Below are 15,945 nucleotides of genomic sequence, written 5' to 3'. Positions count from 1 at the left end.
TGAGCCAGGCCCAGTCCTCGCGCCGCGGCAGGTTGTCGCGCACGAAAGTGGCCAGGACGATCACCAGCGACACGGCGAACAATGGCCCGACGAAATTGTGTACATTCTTGAGCGCATAGGTCAGCCAGCCAAACAACGTGGCGCCGATGACCGGTCGCAGCACATATTGCCCCAGCGCCATGACCAACCCCGAGACCGCCAGCAGCACGAAGGCTGTCGCATTGGCCCAGTGGGCGGCCCGCTCAAAGGCGGTAAAACGCTCGATTTGGCGCCCCGTCTCGGGCGCGTGCAGCTTGAGCGGCCCCTTGGTGAAGTAGAAGACCGCCAACCCCAGCAGGGCAATCAACACCAGCGCACCGCCGTAGGGCAGGATGACGCGGTTGCGCACCTGGCGCCACGCCTCGCCGGCGTTGGTGGTGGCCGCACCGGGGTACTGCACGGTGGGTTGGATCAGCACGCCGTACTCCCGGTATGGGAAGTTGACCACGCCTTCGACACCCTGCCCCACCTGGCGCCACATCGGCGCGTTGTTGCCGGGTTGCACCTGGGCGCGCTCGGCGTTGTTTTGCGTGGCATAGCCGGGCTGGCTGGCCGCATCCACCAGCGTGCGCGGCTGCCCTGCGGGGGCCTGAGAAGCCGTCTCGGCCGGGGCCTGCTGTGCCAGCGCCGCGGCCACCGTCAGCGTAGCGGCCAGCGCCGCCAGCCGCGCCAGCAGGCGCGCGGCCGTGGTTGGGATCGTGCTCATGTCCACACCTCCGGCTCGTGTCACTGCGTATCGCCACTCGGCGGGCGGCTGTATTCGTTCTGCCCGTATTGGGCGCGGGCGCGCAGGTGCTGCGCCCACGCGTTGCGGTCGCCGGCCTGCCAGCCGGGGGCGACAAATGCGTTCGCTGTACTGCCGCGGTACGGCGGTTGATCGGATTTGATGCCAGTGGCGGTCTGCGGCCGATCGCAACCGGCCAACAGAGCCGCCGCGAGGACTGCACCAACGCAGAGGGCAATAGGACGCGTGCGCATGATCAAGCCCCTGCCTTGGACTGCGTGCCGTAGGCCGTACCCCAGCCCCACACCTCGGCACCTTTGCCGCGCTGCAGCACGCGGGTGCGGAAGATGTCGGCGACCACATCGCCATCACCGGCCAGCAGCGCCTTGGTCGAGCACATCTCGGCACAAGCGGGCAGCTTGCCTTCTGCTAGGCGGTTGCGGCCGTATTTTTCGAATTCGGCCTGGCTGCCGTTGGCCTCCGGGCCACCGGCGCAGAAGGTGCACTTGTCCATCTTGCCACGCACGCCGAAGGTGCCTTGGCCTGGAAACTGCGGCGCACCGAACGGGCAGGCGTAACTGCAGTAGCCGCAGCCGATGCAGATGTCCTTGTCGTGCAGGACGACGCCCTCCTCGGTGCGGTAGAAGCACTGCACCGGGCAGACCGCCATGCACGGCGCATCCGAGCAATGCATGCAGGCCACCGAGATCGATTTCTCGCCCGGCACCCCGTCGTTGAGCGTGACGACGCGCCGGCGGTTGACACCCCAGGGCACCTCGTGCTCATTCTTGCATGCGGTCACGCAGCCGTTGCACTCAATGCAGCGCTCGGCATCACAGATGAATTTCATGCGGGCCATGGTCTGCTCCTCAGGCGCGTTCCACGTTGCAAATCGTGGTCTTGGTTTCCTGCATCATCGTCACGATGTCGTAGCCGTAGGTGGTGGCGGTGTTGACCGCCTCGCCGCGCACGATCGGCGCCGCCCCCTGCGGGTAGTAGGCCAACAAATCCTGACCCTGCCAGCGGCCCGAGAAGTGGAAGGGCAGGAACACATGGTCCTGCGCGACGCGCGGCGTCACCAACGCTTGCACATTGATGCGCGCGCCAGTAGGCGTCATGACCCAGACACGGTCACCGTTGCGAATGCCTCGCTGCGCGGCAGCAGCCGGGTGGATTTCGACGAACATCTCCTGTTGCAGCTCCGCCAGCCACGGGTTGGAGCGCGTCTCCTCGCCGCCCCCCTCGTACTCCACCAGCCGGCCCGAGGTCATGACGAGCGGGAATTTCTCGTGCAGCTTGTCCTCGACGTTTTTCTGCTGCAGCGTCTTGTAGAGAATGGGCAGGCGCCAGCGCGTCTTTTGATCATCGTGCGTCGGATATTTGGCGATCAGATCCGGGCGGTTGCCATAGATCGGCTCACGGTGCTGTGGTATGGCGTCGGGGAAGTTCCACACCAGCGCGCGCGGTGTCGTAGTAGCGCTGCACATGCGCGCTGACGTGGTAGCCGCTGCCGCGTGGAGCCGCTGGAGATCGACACCGAGGCCATGGCACTGCTGCAACGCTACCATTGGCCCGGCAATGTGAGCGAGCTGCGCAACTGGGTCGAGCGCTCGCTGATCCTGGGCGAAGTCAACGTCTCGGCGCTGTACCCGCCGCTGCGCGAGCCGCTGACTGCCGGCCCGCATGAGGTTCCACTGGATCTAGAAACGCTGCAGCGCCGCCACATCCAGGCGGTGCTGGACTCGGTGGGGGGCGACAAGACGCGCGCAGCGCAGCTGCTGGGGGTATCCCGGCGCACGCTAGAGCGGCGCGCGCGAGGTGGCCGAATCCCATGCGCTGCACCGGCAGTTGCAGCGGCTCGGTCCGCATGGACCGGGGGCCAACGCGCAACCCGGGCCATTGCAGGCGTGGCTGGAGCAGGAGCGCCTGGGGCTGGATATGCTGGTGCTGCGCCCACCGCACGACCCTGCGGCACCACCAGCACAGGCACGCGGCAGTGCAGCGCGCCTGGTGGTGTGGGAGCCTGCACAGGTGGATGCACTAGCTGCCCATTTACAACCCCGGCTGGGCATTGCGCTGGTGCCGACACGCAACGCCGCCCCCACCGCACGTACGGCCGAGGAGCGCGCTTTGCTGATGCTGGCCAGCGCGCCGCTGCCGGACGACGCACCGTGGCCTGGATGGGTGCTGCATGGGGGTGTGCTGCTCAACCGCAACCTCGATTTCATCGACCACATCAATCGCCTCGTGTATCCGGAAGATGCGCTGCCGTTCGGCAGCCAGGGCACAGCCACGCTGTTCCTCGACGATGTGCGCATCAGCACCAATGTGCGCTTGTTCGGCGAGGAGCGGGCCATCGGCACGCGTGTGTCGCACGCAGTGCGCGAGGCGGTGCTGGGCGGGGGCCGAACCTGGTTCGATCGCGCCTTCGTCGTCAACGACTGGTATGTCAGCGCCTACGAGCCACTGACCGACAGCCAAGGCCAGCGCATCGGCATGCTCTATGTGGGCTTTCTGGAAGCACCCCTGCGCTGGGTGAAGTGGGCGGTGCTAGCCGGCACCGCGCTGCTGTTCGGACTGGTGATGGCCGGGGCGGCGCACTGGTCGCTGCGCCGGGCGCGCGCGCTGGTGGAGCCAGTGGAGCGCATGGACGCGACGATGCGCCGCGTCGGACGCGGCGACACCGCGGCACGCGTCGGGCCGGTGGGCTCGCGCGACGAGCTGGGCGCGCTGGCACAGCATCTGGACCGGCTGCTGGACTTGCTGGCCGAGCAGACTGCACATCTGCGCGCTTGGGCCGAAACGCTGGACCAGCGCGTCGCCGAGCGCACGCGCGAGCTGCAGGCCAGTCACGCCGCGCTGCGCCAGGCGCAGCAGCAGCTGATCCGCAGCGAGCGGCTGGCTACCATCGGTCAGCTCAGCGCCGGTCTGGCACACGAGATCAACAACCCCGTCGCCGTCATCCAGGGCAACCTGGACCTGCTGCGCGAAACGCTGGGGCCAGCGGCTGCTCCGGTGCAGGCGGAGCTGGCGCTGATCGACGCACAAATCGAGCGCATCCGACTCATCGTCACGCGGCTGCTGCAGCATGCGCGGCCGACCGAGTTCGCTGGCTATGTGGAATTGCTGGCGCTGCCCGCGGTGCTGGACGACTGCGTCGTGTTGGTGGAGCGGCTGCTGCAGCAGCACAGTATTCGGCTGCAGCGCGACGACCGCGCGACCACCCCCGTGGCGTGTAATCGACAAGAATTGCAACAGGTCGTCATCAATTTGTTGGTCAACGCCGTGCAGGCCAGCCGCGATGGCGCCGAGGTGGAGCTGGCCAGCGGCGACTGGTTGGAGTGCGGCACCCCCGTCGGCGCTTGGGTAGAGGTGCGCGACCGCGGTCCGGGCCTGTCGCCGCAGGTGCGTGCGCGGCTGTTTACGCCGTTTTTCACGACCAAGCCGGACGGACATGGGCTGGGGCTGTGGGTCAGCCAGGGGCTGCTGGAGCGCTACGGCGGCCGACTGGAGGCGGACAACCGCAGCGACGGCCCAGGGGCGGTGTTTCGCGTACGGCTCTACGCCGAGCCGCGCGAGCCGCACCGGGGCAGGCGTGAGCCGGCCTCAGGCCATCTCGAACGCCTGCGCCTCCACCTGCACAAAGGCGCGCAACAGCTCGGCCAGGGCGGCGTAGAAGCGCGCCGCCGGGTGCGCCTGCAATGCGTCGCACAATGCCGGGACCCACGGGTGCAAGTGGGCCGCGAAGAAGGCATGCTGGCGCGCCAGGTTACAGACCTCGGCGTCGTCGCCAGCAATCAGAAAGCGCATCACCTCGCACAAAAAAGCCAGGTGGTCCTCCGGCTCGCTCACCCCCTCGGCACGCGCCAGGCCAAGCGCCGCAAGCGCCTCGCGCAGCGCCGCCAGCGGCTTGTCGTTGAGAAAGCCGCTCAGGTAGTGCGACGCGTACAGGTACACCTCCGGCTTGCCGACACCGCCAAACAGCGCCTCGTATTCGTCGCGCACCTGCTGCGCCGACAGCGCCCGCGCCTTGCGCCGCGACCAGCGCGACAGGAAGCTTTCGTCCTCAGCTGGATTCATGTCGAACCTCTCCAGCGCGTTGCTCCCGTGCTGATGCGCGCCGACTGCCCAAAGCGGTCGGTCAACGGCTGAAAACTCGTTGGCCGGGCGCGGCGCTTGGGCTCCGGCCGGTGGTGGCGGCGCGCATAATCGGCCAGCCAAGCCGCCACATCCGGCGGGGCCGACACCTGGTCCACGCGCTCCTGCGCATCCAACCAGCGGCCAGCATCATGGTAACTCAGCGTCACGATGAGCGGCTGCGGTAGCCCGTCATCGACTGGCGGCTCGCGCCACAATACCCAGAAGCACGGCGCCGGAGCGGTGACGTTGAGCAAGTAGCCCTCGGCATCCGCCGGGTGCAGCGTCACCGTCAGGCCCGCAAACCCCCAATGTTGCGCGCCCTGGGGGACCGGCGTGTCAGCAGCGGGCTCCAGCGGCAGCGGGCCGGTGTGGCTGGCGTCCGATGAGCATGCGGTGGTGGATACACCGGCGGGGCCAGCCAGCACTTGCACATCAGCCAGCACCCAGCGCCAGGGCTGCCAGCGCGCCATTGGACCGATGACAGGCTCGCGGCGCATCACCACACCCGTGCGCAGAACCGGCCGATCGTCCGCACTCGGAGGTCCGCAATCCAAGGTCAAAGTCACCTCCACACGGCGCAATATTGCGCATGAAGTGCGCCTGTTTCACGAACGCCCGCCATCCCCCTGCCTGCACATACGACCGCTAGACGGGGCGCGGTGCGGTTTGTTTCGCCGTTTGTTTCGTTTGTTTGCCGGTCAGCCCATACCCATCTATACAGAGTCTACCTATACTCGTGCCCATATGCGTGGACACATTGGTAACAGTCGGCTCAAGCCACATGCGCTGCATACAGGTATGCTGCAGCGATCGGTCGGCTTTACCCTGATCGAGCTGATGGTCACAGTGGCCATATTGGCCATTCTCCTGGCTGTGGGGGGGCCTGCCTTGCAGGGTTTCATCGAGAGCAGCCGCATGCGCAGCGCCACCCATGATCTCTACAGCGACCTACAACTGGCACGCCTAGAAGCCATCCGGCGCAACCAGCGTGTCACGGTCTGTAAGGCGAACGCATCGTTGACCCAGTGCAACAACACCGGGGCATGGCATGGCGGTTGGCTGGTTTTCCTCGATACCCTACCCGGCAGCTCTCCAGCGGTCGAGAATGCCTCCGATATTTTGCGTGCACATGCCGCCCTGAACGGCAACATCCGGATTCTTGGCAACGGAGGGGCCAATGGAACCGCCACCTATGCCTCGTTTGCGCCCGATGGTACCAGCAAACAACTCAACGGCGCTTTCATGGCAGGCACATGGCGGGTCTGCAGCACCAGCTCAGCGTTGTCCGACGACAATCGCGCCCGCCACCTGATTCTGAACAATTCTGGACGCATAGTCAGCCAGTCGGCCTCCGGAGTCCCTGCCACTTGCCCTGCCCCGTGAGACGACCATGAGATTGTTTCGTCCAATCTATTCCCCCCGCAGAAGCGCCCAGCGGGGCGCCGGCTTGATTGAGATCATGATCGCAGTCTTGCTGGTTTCACTGGGGCTTATTGGCGTGGTACGAATGCAACTTGGCAGCATGCGCAATGCCGAGAGCGCCTACATGCAAAGTCAAGCCAGCCTCCTCGCCTATACCATGCTGGACGCGTTGCGGGCCGACCGATTGGCCGCCCTGCAAAATGCTTATGATATGGTCAGGACGTGCACCATCACACCCTCTGCCAGTGGACTGGCGGGCGAAGTCCAGCGCCATTGGCTGCAGAGTATCAAAAGCTTACTGGGCGATACGGAACAATCTTGCGGCGAGGTGCAGTGCAACGCCAGCCAGTGTCGAGTCCGTGTCTATTGGGACGACAGCCGAGCCACGGATGGCGCTGATTCATATTTTATCGAACTGCGAACACAGATATGATTCCTGCGCGATCACGCTTTCAGCGAAAACGCTCATCGGCGCGCGAGCCCATCGCCGGGGTTGGCCTAATCGAGCTGATGATTGCGCTCGCACTGGGCTTGATCATCACCGGCGCCGTATTCGCACTCCTGCTATCCAGTCGGCAGAATTTGCGTGCGACGGAAAATCTGGCACGTTTGCATGATGACGCACGTATCTCCTTCGAGCTGTTGGCGCGCGAGATCCGCGAAGCAGGGGCGACACTATGCGGGACACCCAACATCTCCAATGTCCTGAACAATGCCAACACAGTTTGGTGGTCGAATACGGGGAATTGGAACGACGAGGCTATCCGCGGTTACAGCGGCACCGCTGTCGGGCCGATTGAATTCGGGTCGGGCGGCGCCAAACGTGTCAATGGAACCGATGCGATAGCACTGAAACGCGCCTCGGACCGTGCCGTGACGATCATCAGCCACAATCCCGTTTCTGCACAATTCAAAGTCAACAGCACCCAACACGGTATTCAAGACGGCGACATCTTGATGGCCTGCGACGAGCAGTCGGGCGCCGTCTTTCAAGTGACCAATGCCAGCAGTACCAACGCCACCATCATCCATAATACAGGAACCGGGACACCCGGCAACTGCAGCAAGGATCTGGGTTACCCCACCCAATGCAGCGGCAACCGGAAAGAACGCACCTTTGCCCCTGGCGGCTTACTGGCCACTTATCAAGCCAGTTTTTGGTATATCGGGAATTCGCCCATGGCTGGGCGCCGTTCACTCTACCGAGCGGACAACACCCGCGGCCCCATCGAAATGGCCCGCAACGTCAGCGACCTACAGGCTGAATATTTGCTGAGCAACCGCGCCATACCGCCCACGCTTGCCGATTCATATGTTCGCGCGGACCAGGTCTCGCGCTGGGCTGACGTGGTGGCTGTACGTGTGACCCTGACCCACCAAACGGATGAAAATATCTCGACCGAAAATCAGACGATCACACGGACCTCTTCTTATCTGATTAGTCTAAGAAACCGCGAATTTTTGCCATGAAAAGACTTTCGCACAGGTTTCTCACACGCCCACCTACCCTCCCTCAACAAGGGGGTTTTGCGTTTATCATTGCGCTCATCATCCTGCTCGCCGTGAGCATACTGGGCGTGACAACGATCCGGGCGGCACTGGTCGAACAACGCCTGGCAACCGTCAGCTTGGATCGAAATATCGCCTTTCAAGCCGCGGAAGCCGCGCTTCACATCGGCGAACGTGTTGCATTGCAACATGCTCGTACCGTATCACCCAGCCCGCGGCTACAGGCTGATGAATCATGCAACCCGACGGTGTACCAAGGATGCTCTACCGGCATCTGCGATCAGGTGGACCCCGATTGCTCATGGCGCGCATTGGATCCTGATTTTACGGGATGGTTTACCGTGACAGACGCCGATTTGAACATGGGCCCCCTCGCTGGGCAGCAGCCAGCATATCTCGTGGAGTTTTTAGGCGGCGATTATAAATGTCGAGAACCGGACCCCACCAAACCCAGTGACCCCAACAACAACTGTAAACGGTACCGGATTACTGCGCGCAGCCAGCCCGATGGCAGCCATCGCGCCACAGTCATATTGGAAACTATTTACGCTACGGAATGAAGGTCGCAGCCACATACCAGGTAGCAACCCATATGTCACGTCTTCCCCTCGCCCTTTCTGCCGTTGTTGCCATTTCTTCGGCTACCGTACAGTTGCCGGCACACGCCCAAACTGGCGTACTCTGGCCGTCAACACCGCTTTTTATCGGCCTCAACGTCCCACCCAACCTCGTGTTGGCGGTCGATGATTCGACCAGCATGGACTTTGAAGTCCTGCTACCGACCAATGATGGGGCGCTCTGGTGGCATGCGGGTGACCAAAGCTTTGTGGGTAGAGATATAAACGACACCCTGTCGCCCGGCACAATCAATTACAATAAGGTCGGCAACGGTGATGCAACATGGACGAAATATATATACCTATTTCCAAATGGCCGAGGGACAGGCAACCGATCTGCTTACGATTCAGAAAGGCACTTTGCAATCCCCCCACTACCACAATACGCGTTTTTACGCAGCCCCACCTACAACAAAGCTTACTACAATCCACTCATTACCTACACGCCCTGGCCCAACAGCTACGGGGTGAATTTTCCTATCGCAACTCCATCCGCTGCAATTTCTGACCCCGCGCGCGGCGGCGCTACCATCGACCTCACGAGCGATCTGACCCGCACGGATAGTGACTGGACCTTTAGAGTCCAACCGGGTATGAAATATATCGGCACAGGAGGGGCCGTAGCCACATACAGCGCCGAAGCATCCGTGGTGATGACGTATTACCCCGCCACCTACTACTTAACCACCACGCCCAAACCCCCCACACCTTACAATGGAAATCGCTCCAGCTGCCAATCTCCAAAACCACAAGATTACAAAGACTTCGAACAAAACCCAGCCATGGCTCTACCCGCCGGCGTGCATGCCATAGGCCCCGACGGACAGTGCCTAACCCGATACGAAATCAAGCCAGGCAACACCTATCCCTCTGGGCGCAGTTATGCGCAGGAAATACAGAATTTCGCTAACTGGTTTGTTTATCATCGCAAGCGCCACTTGGCGACGAGAGGGGCGATACTCCGCGCCTTCGACGATGTGCGTGGAATTTATCTCGCATCATTCGCCATCAACAAAAGAACCGATCCACTGCCTTTTTATGAATATCCCGGGGACCCTTCAGGCGCAACATTTGCAGGAAAGACCACCCTGTACAATAGCGTAAAGGACTATGTCAACCGAGCAGGCACACCCAATCGCGAAGCATTGAATCATATTGGCGCGCAATTGGCTCGAACCACAAATTCACCTCTTCGTCATGTATGTCAGAAGAATTACGGCATCTTATTTACAGACGGCTTCGCCACCAACACCAAGGTGTCCGGCATCAGTAATGAAGATAGTGCCTCGGGCGCCCCTTATGCAGACAGTTATAGCGGCACCCTGGCTGATATTGCCATGAAGTATTACCGGCAGTTGCGCCCTGGCGGCAATGTACCCACCCACCCAGGCTGTGGGCTACCAGGCAGCCCTGGCTGGATCGACTGCAACACAGCGTGGCACATGAATACCTATGCGGTCACACTGGGGACGCACGGCACGATCTTCGGCGTGACCCACTTCGACCGCGAGGATGCCTACCAAAATCCCCCGCAGTGGCCAGAACCCAGCATTCAACGCCACCCTTATATGATCGATGATATTTATCACGCCACCATCAATGGTCGCGGCGAGATGCTCAATGCCGAAGATACCGCATCGATACAACGTCAACTGCGCCAGATCATCGATACGATCATCGCACAAACGGGCTCCGGGGGTGGCGTTTCACTCAATTCCCACAAACTCAGCACCGACAGTAAGGTATTTTATGCACGCTTTGACAGCGATACCTGGAGCGGAGATCTGCTCGCTTACCCAATCAACACCGATGGCATCGAGGCATCACCGTCTTGGCGTGCCTCATTGGCACTGCCTGCCGCTATGGCGCGCAGGATTTTTACGGTATCAGGCGGCGCGGTAAGAGAATTTTTATACGCCTCGCTATCGCCAATCGACCAGGCCACCTTGGGAAGCGCCACCGTCGTTGACTATCTCCGCGGCGAACGCTCCCAAGAAATCCAGAATGGAGGCATACTCCGCAACAGGCCAAGCACCAATATACTTGGCGATATTGCCTACTTCACACCGGTTTACTTGAAAGAAAACAGCACGGTATTTGTTGGGACCAACGCAGGGATGCTGCATGCGTTTGATGCCGAGACTGGGCGTGAGCGCTTTGCATTTGTACCCAGTGTATTGCTACCGCGCCTTGCCAGTTTGAGCGACCCAGCGTATCAGCATGATTATTTTGTAGATGGTCAAGCCGCTGTGACATCCAGATTGGACACCAATGGAAAGAACTTCTTGGTGAGTACTCTGGGCCGTGGGGGCATGGGTCTGTTTGTGCTGGACGTCACCCACCCAGATACCGCCAGTGGCACCGAACTGGTCAAATGGGAAAACTACGGTACCAGCGATAGCGATATGGGCCACATACTGGGCCAGCCGGTGATTGCCAAAATGAATAACGGCGACTGGGCCGTGATCACCGGCAACGGCTATGGCTCCGTATCACAAAAATCCGTTTTATATATTTATCGCTTGTCGGACGGGGCCCTACTCAAAAAACTTGACACTGGCGTGGGTGGTAATAACGGCATGAGTCCTCCCTCGGTGATCGATGTAGATGGTGATGGGCGCATCGACTATATTTATGCAGGCGACTTGAAAGGCAACGTGTGGCGCATCGATGCGACCGACGCCAACCCCAACCAGTGGAAATTTTTAGACCGTCACGGCAGCCAAGCCAAGCCGTTCTTTAGCGCTGCGAACAGCACAGGCGTTGCCCAGCCCATCACCGCTCCCATCACACCGGTGGTCAATCCCTTGAATGGGCAACGCATGTTGCTGTTCGGCACGGGGAGCTATTTTCGTCTTGGTGACCCCACGGACACTTCCACTCAAAGCTGGTATGGCTTGGTCGATGGCAATACCGCGATCGCAGGACGAACCGAACTCACCGCACGAGCCATCCAGAGGCAGAGGTTCTATGACAGCAAACCGGTGCGCACCTTCACCGGCGCATCAGCCGGCGACATGACGGGAAAAAAAGGCTGGTATCTGGATTTCACTGGCGGGGTCGGCGAACGAATCACCAGCCAGACCATGATTGCTGATACTCCTCTGGGGCGTGTCGCGGTTTCCAGCAGCCTCATACCGTCATCCAACCCTTGCATCCCTGGCGGTCGCGGCTACCTGAATGTCATCGATCCTTTCACGGGTGGCGGGCTGACCGGAGGCGTACTGGATGTCAACGAAAACCGAAACTTTGATGACGACAAACTGGGAACCCAATATATCGGCAGCGTAGACCTGGGGGTAGGCATACCCAACAAGCCCGAACTCACGGACGGGCGGGTGGTCGTGCCGGGCACACAGGGCATCGCCAGCCTTCCCCTGCGCCAAGTCAAACCAGCGCTGGGCCGCCTCAACTGGCGCGAGATCATACGGAATTGAGCTATGAAAAATCGAGGATTTACGCTGATCGAATTGATGATTACCGTGGCGGTGATCGCCATTCTTGCAGCGATCGCGTATCCAAGCTATGAGGCATATGTTCTGCGCACCTACCGTACGGCCGCTCGATCCTGCCTGATTGAACTGGCGCAGTGGATGGAGCGCCACTACAGCAGCCACATGAGCTACGTAAGTGCCGTGCTGCCCAGCACTGCTTGCCGCAGCGACTTGGCGACGCGTTACACCTTCAGCCTCGATGGCGCCCCCACCAGCACGACTTTTCGCTTGAAGGCTGTGCCGGTTGGCACCCAAGCGCGCGATTCATGTGGGGAACTGACTATCGATCAGCGCGATCAACGTACGCCCACCAGCGCTGGCTGCTGGAACTGAGCAATACAAACCCGCCTCAACCGGACCCGCAGATCAAGGCGAGACGAGAAATTTCGGCAAGGGCAGCCTTCTCGCGCGGGTATGTATGCGGCCCTCCTCAGGTCCCTGGGCTTATTTTGATCGTCGGGAACTTGCTGGAGTAGTCCTTGGCCTTGTCGGCCACAGCGACGGCCACCCGGCGCGCCACCGCCTTGTACAGTGCGGCAATTTCGCCATCTGGATCAGCCACCACGGTTGGTCGGCCGCCATCGGCCTGCTCGCGGATGCGCAGGTCCAGCGGCAGTGCGCCCAGGCACGGCACGCCCAGTTCTGCCGCCATGCGCTGCCCCCCCTCGGCGCCAAAAATATGCTCGACATGGCCGCATTTCGGGCAGACGTGCACAGCCATGTTCTCCACGATGCCCAGGATGGGCACGCCGACTTTCTGGAACATCGTCACGCCCTTTCTCGCGTCCAGCAGCGCGATGTCCTGTGGTGTGGTGACGATGACAGCGCCGGTGATCGGCACGCGTTGCGACAGAGTCAGTTGAATATCCCCGGTCCCCGGGGGCATGTCCACCACCAAGTAGTCCAGATCCTTCCAGTGGGTCTGGCGCAGCAGTTGTTCCAGCGCCTGCGTGGCCATCGGTCCGCGCCAGATCATCGCTTCGTTCTTGTCCACCAAAAAACCAATCGACATGACCTGCAGGCCGTGGTTTTCCAGCGGCTCCATGGTTTGGCCGTCCAGACTCTCAGGCCGACCCTCGATACCCATCATCATCGGCTGGCTGGGACCGTAAATATCAGCGTCTAGCAGTCCCACGCGCGCGCCTTCGGCCGACAGAGCCAGCGCCAGGTTGACGGCAGTCGTGCTCTTCCCGACCCCACCTTTGCCCGAGGCGACGGCAATGATGTTGCGCACCTCGGGCAGCAGCTGCAGGCCGCGCTGTGCCGCATGCGCCAAGATGCGGGTGTTGATCTGTACGGACACATTCTCCACCCCAGGCACTGTGCGGGCGGCAGCCACCAATGCGCGACGCAAATCTGCCAGTTGGCTCTTGGCGGGGTAGCCCAGCTCCACCTCGAACGCCACGTCACCCCCGGCGATTTGCAAATTCTTCAGGGCGCGGGCAGAAACGAAATCCTTGCCCGTATTCGGATCGACGACGACTTGCAACGCTTGCAGCAGTGCCTGTTGGTCTACGCTCATGGGGGTGCAGTCTCCGACGATTGGGCCACGCGAGGACCATGTCCAATACCCGAAGTCTAGCCGCTCACACATGCGGCGCCAGCCCCTCCGCACGCAGTGCCCTCATTAGAATCCCGGACTTGTCCGCCCACACCAGACCACCACAGGACCACCTCATGCCATCGCGCCGTTTCTTCGTTACCACCGCCCTGCCTTACGCCAATGGCCACTTTCACATCGGCCACATCATGGAGTACATCCAGGCCGACGTGTGGGTGCGCACGCAACGGCTGCTCGGCCACGAGGTGCACTTCGTCGGCGCGGACGACGCGCATGGTGCGCCGATCATGATCGCGGCCGAGAAGGCTGGCAAGACACCGCAGCAGTTCGTCGCCGACATCGCCGCCGGTCGCGCGCAATACCTGGACGGCTTTCACATCCGCTTTGACAACTGGCACAGCACGGACGCCACGGAAAACCACACACTGGCCCAGGCGATTTACCGGGCGCTCAAAGCCGCCGGGCTGATCGAGGTGCGCACCATCGAGCAGTTCTACGACCCGGTCAAGGGCATGTTCCTGCCCGACCGCTACATCAAAGGCCAGTGCCCGCGCTGCGGCGCCGCCGACCAGTATGGCGACGCCTGCGAGGCCTGCGGCGCCGTCTACGCCCCCACCGAGCTGCGCCAGCCCTACTCGGCGCTGTCCGGGGCCACACCCGAGCTGCGTCAGTCGGAGCACTTTTTCTTCAAGCTCTCAGACCCGCGCTGCGTGGCGTTCCTGCAAGAGTGGACGTCCACCCCCGGTCGGCTCCAGCCGGAAGTGGTCAACAAGATCCGCGAGTGGTTCGACAAGGACGAGGATGGCCGCGGCGGCCTCGGCGACTGGGACATCAGCCGTGACGCACCCTACTTCGGCATTGAGATCCCTGACGCGCCAGGCAAGTATTTCTATGTTTGGCTGGATGCGCCGATTGGCTACCTGGCCAGCCTCAAGAACCACTTCGACAAGGGGCAGGCGGCCAATCATTGGCATGCACCGTCGCGCACGACACAGACGTTCGAAGCGTTCATCGCCGACCCAGCGGTCGAGCAGATCCACTTCATCGGCAAGGACATCACCTACTTCCACACGCTGTTTTGGCCGGCGATGCTGCATTTCTCAGGACGCAAGACGCCGTCGCAGGTGTTCGTGCATGGCTTCATCACCGTCAGCGGCGAGAAAATGAGTAAGAGCCGCGGCACCGGCATCGATCCGTTGCGCTATCTGCGTCTGGGGCTCAATCCAGAGTGGTTGCGCTATTACCTGGCGGCCAAGCTCAACCCGCACGTCGAGGACGTGGACTTCAACGCGGAGGACTTCGCCGCCCGCGTCAACAGCGATTTGATCGGCAAATATGTCAACATCGCTTCGCGCGCGGCGGGCTTCATCACGAAACGCTTCGAGGGCCGCTTGGGCAGCATCGCGCCGGACGGTGAGGGGCTGCTGGACGCGCTGCAAATGGCGCTGCCTGCGGTAGCCGAACTCTGGGCCGAGCGCGAATACGGCAAGGCGGTGCGCGAAATCATGGCGCTGGCCGACCGCGTCAACGCCTACGTAGACCAGAACAAGCCGTGGGAGCTGGCCAAACAGCCCGAGCTTGCCGCGCGGCTGCATGACGTCTGCACCACCTGCCTGGAAGCCTTTCGCGTGCTGACGGCCATGCTCAAGCCCGTGCTGCCAGTCACTGCCGAGCGGGTGGAGGCCTTCTTGCGCTGTGCGCCACTGGATTTTGCCAACGCCGCGCAGCCGCTCGGGGCAGGACACACCATCATGCCATACGAGCATCTGATGCAGCGTGTTGACCCCAAACGGCTGGACGCGCTGTTCGAGCCGCCCGCTGCGGCCGCTGCACCCAACGCGCCCGATCCAGTCGCCGCGGCCGCGCCGCAGCCGGGCGGTGAGGCAATCGCACCGACGATCACCCTCGACGATTTCGCCAAGGTGGACCTGCGCATCGCGCGCATCGTGGCCTGCGAGCGTGTCGAGGGCTCCACCAAGCTGCTGCGGTTGACGCTGGACGTCGGCGAGGGCCGACCGCGCCACGTGTTCTCGGGCATCGCCTCCGCCTACGCGCCGCAGCAGCTGGTCGGCAAGCTGACGGTGCTGGTGGCCAATCTCGCCCCGCGAAAGATGAAATTTGGTGTCAGCGAAGGGATGGTGCTGGCCGCCAGCCACGCCGATGGCCAGGCGCAGCCGGGGCTGTTCATTCTGGAGCCACACGCTGGCGCCGAGCCGGGCATGCGGGTGCGGTAGGAGGAAGAAGGCACGGTTTTTCGCCGCGGGCGGACACCTGTCTCGCTGGATGGGTGCGCCATCAGGCGGCCACAGCAGCTTTTGCCGATAACGCATGGTCCATCGGGCCGCGCCAAACCGGGCGGGCTGTCTGCTCGGCAAAAGTGGTAGCATGAAACATGGCCGGTAAGGTTTCGTTGTCTTTGCTCGCCCGTTTTCAGCCCCG

The 15,945-nt window shown here is 62.1% G+C and carries 12 protein-coding genes and 4 pseudogenes; 9 read left to right on the top strand and 7 right to left on the bottom strand.

Annotated features, from left to right (window positions below; genetic code table 11):
- The 4 genes and pseudogenes from P3W97_RS07270 to P3W97_RS07255 form a co-directional block, all read right to left on the bottom strand.
- The coding region (locus P3W97_RS07270) for a cytochrome b/b6 domain-containing protein (RefSeq protein WP_367184606.1) at window positions 1–745 on the bottom strand (745 nt) is incomplete at its 3' end.
- A gap of 20 nt (window positions 746–765) precedes the next feature.
- Window positions 766–1,017: a hypothetical protein gene (locus tag P3W97_RS07265; protein WP_300845234.1), complete on the bottom strand. Its 252-nt coding sequence runs from the start codon at window positions 1,015–1,017 to the stop codon at window positions 766–768.
- Window positions 1,018–1,019: 2 nt separating this feature from the next.
- On the bottom strand, window positions 1,020–1,622 hold the full coding sequence (gene fdh3B / locus P3W97_RS07260; protein WP_300845232.1) for a formate dehydrogenase FDH3 subunit beta: 603 nt from the start codon (window positions 1,620–1,622) through the stop codon (window positions 1,020–1,022).
- A gap of 10 nt (window positions 1,623–1,632) precedes the next feature.
- Window positions 1,633–2,226: pseudogene (locus P3W97_RS07255) on the bottom strand (formate dehydrogenase subunit alpha); the annotation flags it as partial.
- An 81-nt stretch (window positions 2,227–2,307) separates the two neighbouring features.
- Here P3W97_RS07255 and P3W97_RS07250 point away from each other — a divergent pair.
- A pseudogene (locus P3W97_RS07250) lies at window positions 2,308–2,562 on the top strand (helix-turn-helix domain-containing protein); the annotation flags it as partial.
- A gap of 139 nt (window positions 2,563–2,701) precedes the next feature.
- A pseudogene (locus P3W97_RS07245) lies at window positions 2,702–4,315 on the top strand (cache domain-containing protein); the annotation flags it as partial.
- A gap of 54 nt (window positions 4,316–4,369) precedes the next feature.
- Here P3W97_RS07245 and P3W97_RS07240 read toward each other — a convergent pair.
- Window positions 4,370–4,768, bottom strand: a pseudogene (locus P3W97_RS07240) (molecular chaperone); the annotation flags it as partial.
- Between the two features lie 71 nt (window positions 4,769–4,839).
- Window positions 4,840–5,400, bottom strand: a complete 561-nt coding sequence (locus P3W97_RS07235; RefSeq protein ID WP_300845230.1) for a DUF3305 domain-containing protein — start codon at window positions 5,398–5,400, stop codon at window positions 4,840–4,842.
- 169 nt (window positions 5,401–5,569) lie between these two features.
- Here P3W97_RS07235 and P3W97_RS07230 point away from each other — a divergent pair, with 169 nt between their 5' ends.
- The 6 genes from P3W97_RS07230 to P3W97_RS07205 all read left to right on the top strand — a co-directional run bounded on the left by P3W97_RS07230 (window position 5,570) and on the right by P3W97_RS07205 (window position 12,278).
- Window positions 5,570–6,286, top strand: a complete 717-nt coding sequence (locus P3W97_RS07230) for a GspH/FimT family pseudopilin (RefSeq protein ID WP_300845228.1) — start codon at window positions 5,570–5,572, stop codon at window positions 6,284–6,286.
- Between the two features lie 7 nt (window positions 6,287–6,293).
- Entirely contained in the window at window positions 6,294–6,758 is a 465-nt protein-coding gene (pilV, locus tag P3W97_RS07225; protein ID WP_300845226.1) for a type IV pilus modification protein PilV, read from the top strand.
- Between the two features lie 77 nt (window positions 6,759–6,835).
- Window positions 6,836–7,795 carry a PilW family protein gene (locus tag P3W97_RS07220; protein ID WP_300845224.1) on the top strand — a complete coding sequence of 320 codons (960 nt, stop codon included), beginning with the start codon at window positions 6,836–6,838 and terminating at the stop codon, window positions 7,793–7,795.
- Window positions 7,792–8,394: a PilX N-terminal domain-containing pilus assembly protein gene (locus tag P3W97_RS07215; RefSeq protein ID WP_300845221.1), complete on the top strand. Its 603-nt coding sequence runs from the start codon at window positions 7,792–7,794 to the stop codon at window positions 8,392–8,394. Before P3W97_RS07220 ends, P3W97_RS07215 begins: the two co-directional genes overlap by 4 nt.
- A gap of 32 nt (window positions 8,395–8,426) precedes the next feature.
- Window positions 8,427–11,888, top strand: a complete 3,462-nt coding sequence (locus P3W97_RS07210; RefSeq protein ID WP_300845219.1) for a PilC/PilY family type IV pilus protein — start codon at window positions 8,427–8,429, stop codon at window positions 11,886–11,888.
- A 3-nt stretch (window positions 11,889–11,891) separates the two neighbouring features.
- The gene (locus P3W97_RS07205; protein WP_300845216.1) at window positions 11,892–12,278 is read left to right on the top strand and encodes a type IV pilin protein; all 387 of its coding nucleotides are present in this window, start codon (window positions 11,892–11,894) and stop codon (window positions 12,276–12,278) included.
- A gap of 97 nt (window positions 12,279–12,375) precedes the next feature.
- Here P3W97_RS07205 and apbC read toward each other — a convergent pair whose 3' ends face one another.
- Window positions 12,376–13,467: an iron-sulfur cluster carrier protein ApbC gene (apbC, locus tag P3W97_RS07200; protein ID WP_300845214.1), complete on the bottom strand. Its 1,092-nt coding sequence runs from the start codon at window positions 13,465–13,467 to the stop codon at window positions 12,376–12,378.
- Window positions 13,468–13,622: 155 nt separating this feature from the next.
- On the opposite strand from apbC, the gene metG reads away from it, so the two are divergent.
- Window positions 13,623–15,740 carry a methionine--tRNA ligase gene (metG, locus tag P3W97_RS07195; RefSeq protein WP_300845212.1) on the top strand — a complete coding sequence of 706 codons (2,118 nt, stop codon included), beginning with the start codon at window positions 13,623–13,625 and terminating at the stop codon, window positions 15,738–15,740.
- The last annotated feature ends 205 nt before the right edge of the window (window positions 15,741–15,945 follow it).

It is taken from the genome of Tepidimonas sp. (genome assembly GCF_029335975.1).
Classification (GTDB): domain Bacteria; phylum Pseudomonadota; class Gammaproteobacteria; order Burkholderiales; family Burkholderiaceae_C; genus Tepidimonas.
The sequence above is the reverse complement of the archived record's forward strand: the minus strand, read 5'-3'. Positions and strand labels throughout refer to the sequence as shown.

Bases quoted from the DNA above. Each gene is read 5' to 3' on its own strand.
- P3W97_RS07220 (WP_300845224.1), top strand. From the start codon at position 6,836: ATGATTGCGCTCGCACTGGGCTTGATCATCACCGGCGCCGTATTCGCA.
- P3W97_RS07210 (WP_300845219.1), top strand. From the start codon at position 8,427: ATGTCACGTCTTCCCCTCGCCCTTTCTGCCGTTGTTGCCATTTCTTCG.
- fdh3B (WP_300845232.1), bottom strand. From the start codon at position 1,622: ATGGCCCGCATGAAATTCATCTGTGATGCCGAGCGCTGCATTGAGTGC.
- P3W97_RS07265 (WP_300845234.1), bottom strand. From the start codon at position 1,017: ATGCGCACGCGTCCTATTGCCCTCTGCGTTGGTGCAGTCCTCGCGGCG.
- pilV (WP_300845226.1), top strand. From the start codon at position 6,294: ATGAGATTGTTTCGTCCAATCTATTCCCCCCGCAGAAGCGCCCAGCGG.
- P3W97_RS07205 (WP_300845216.1), top strand. From the start codon at position 11,892: ATGAAAAATCGAGGATTTACGCTGATCGAATTGATGATTACCGTGGCG.
- P3W97_RS07215 (WP_300845221.1), top strand. From the start codon at position 7,792: ATGAAAAGACTTTCGCACAGGTTTCTCACACGCCCACCTACCCTCCCT.
- apbC (WP_300845214.1), bottom strand. From the start codon at position 13,467: ATGAGCGTAGACCAACAGGCACTGCTGCAAGCGTTGCAAGTCGTCGTC.
- metG (WP_300845212.1), top strand. From the start codon at position 13,623: ATGCCATCGCGCCGTTTCTTCGTTACCACCGCCCTGCCTTACGCCAAT.
- P3W97_RS07235 (WP_300845230.1), bottom strand. From the start codon at position 5,400: ATGCGCCGCGAGCCTGTCATCGGTCCAATGGCGCGCTGGCAGCCCTGG.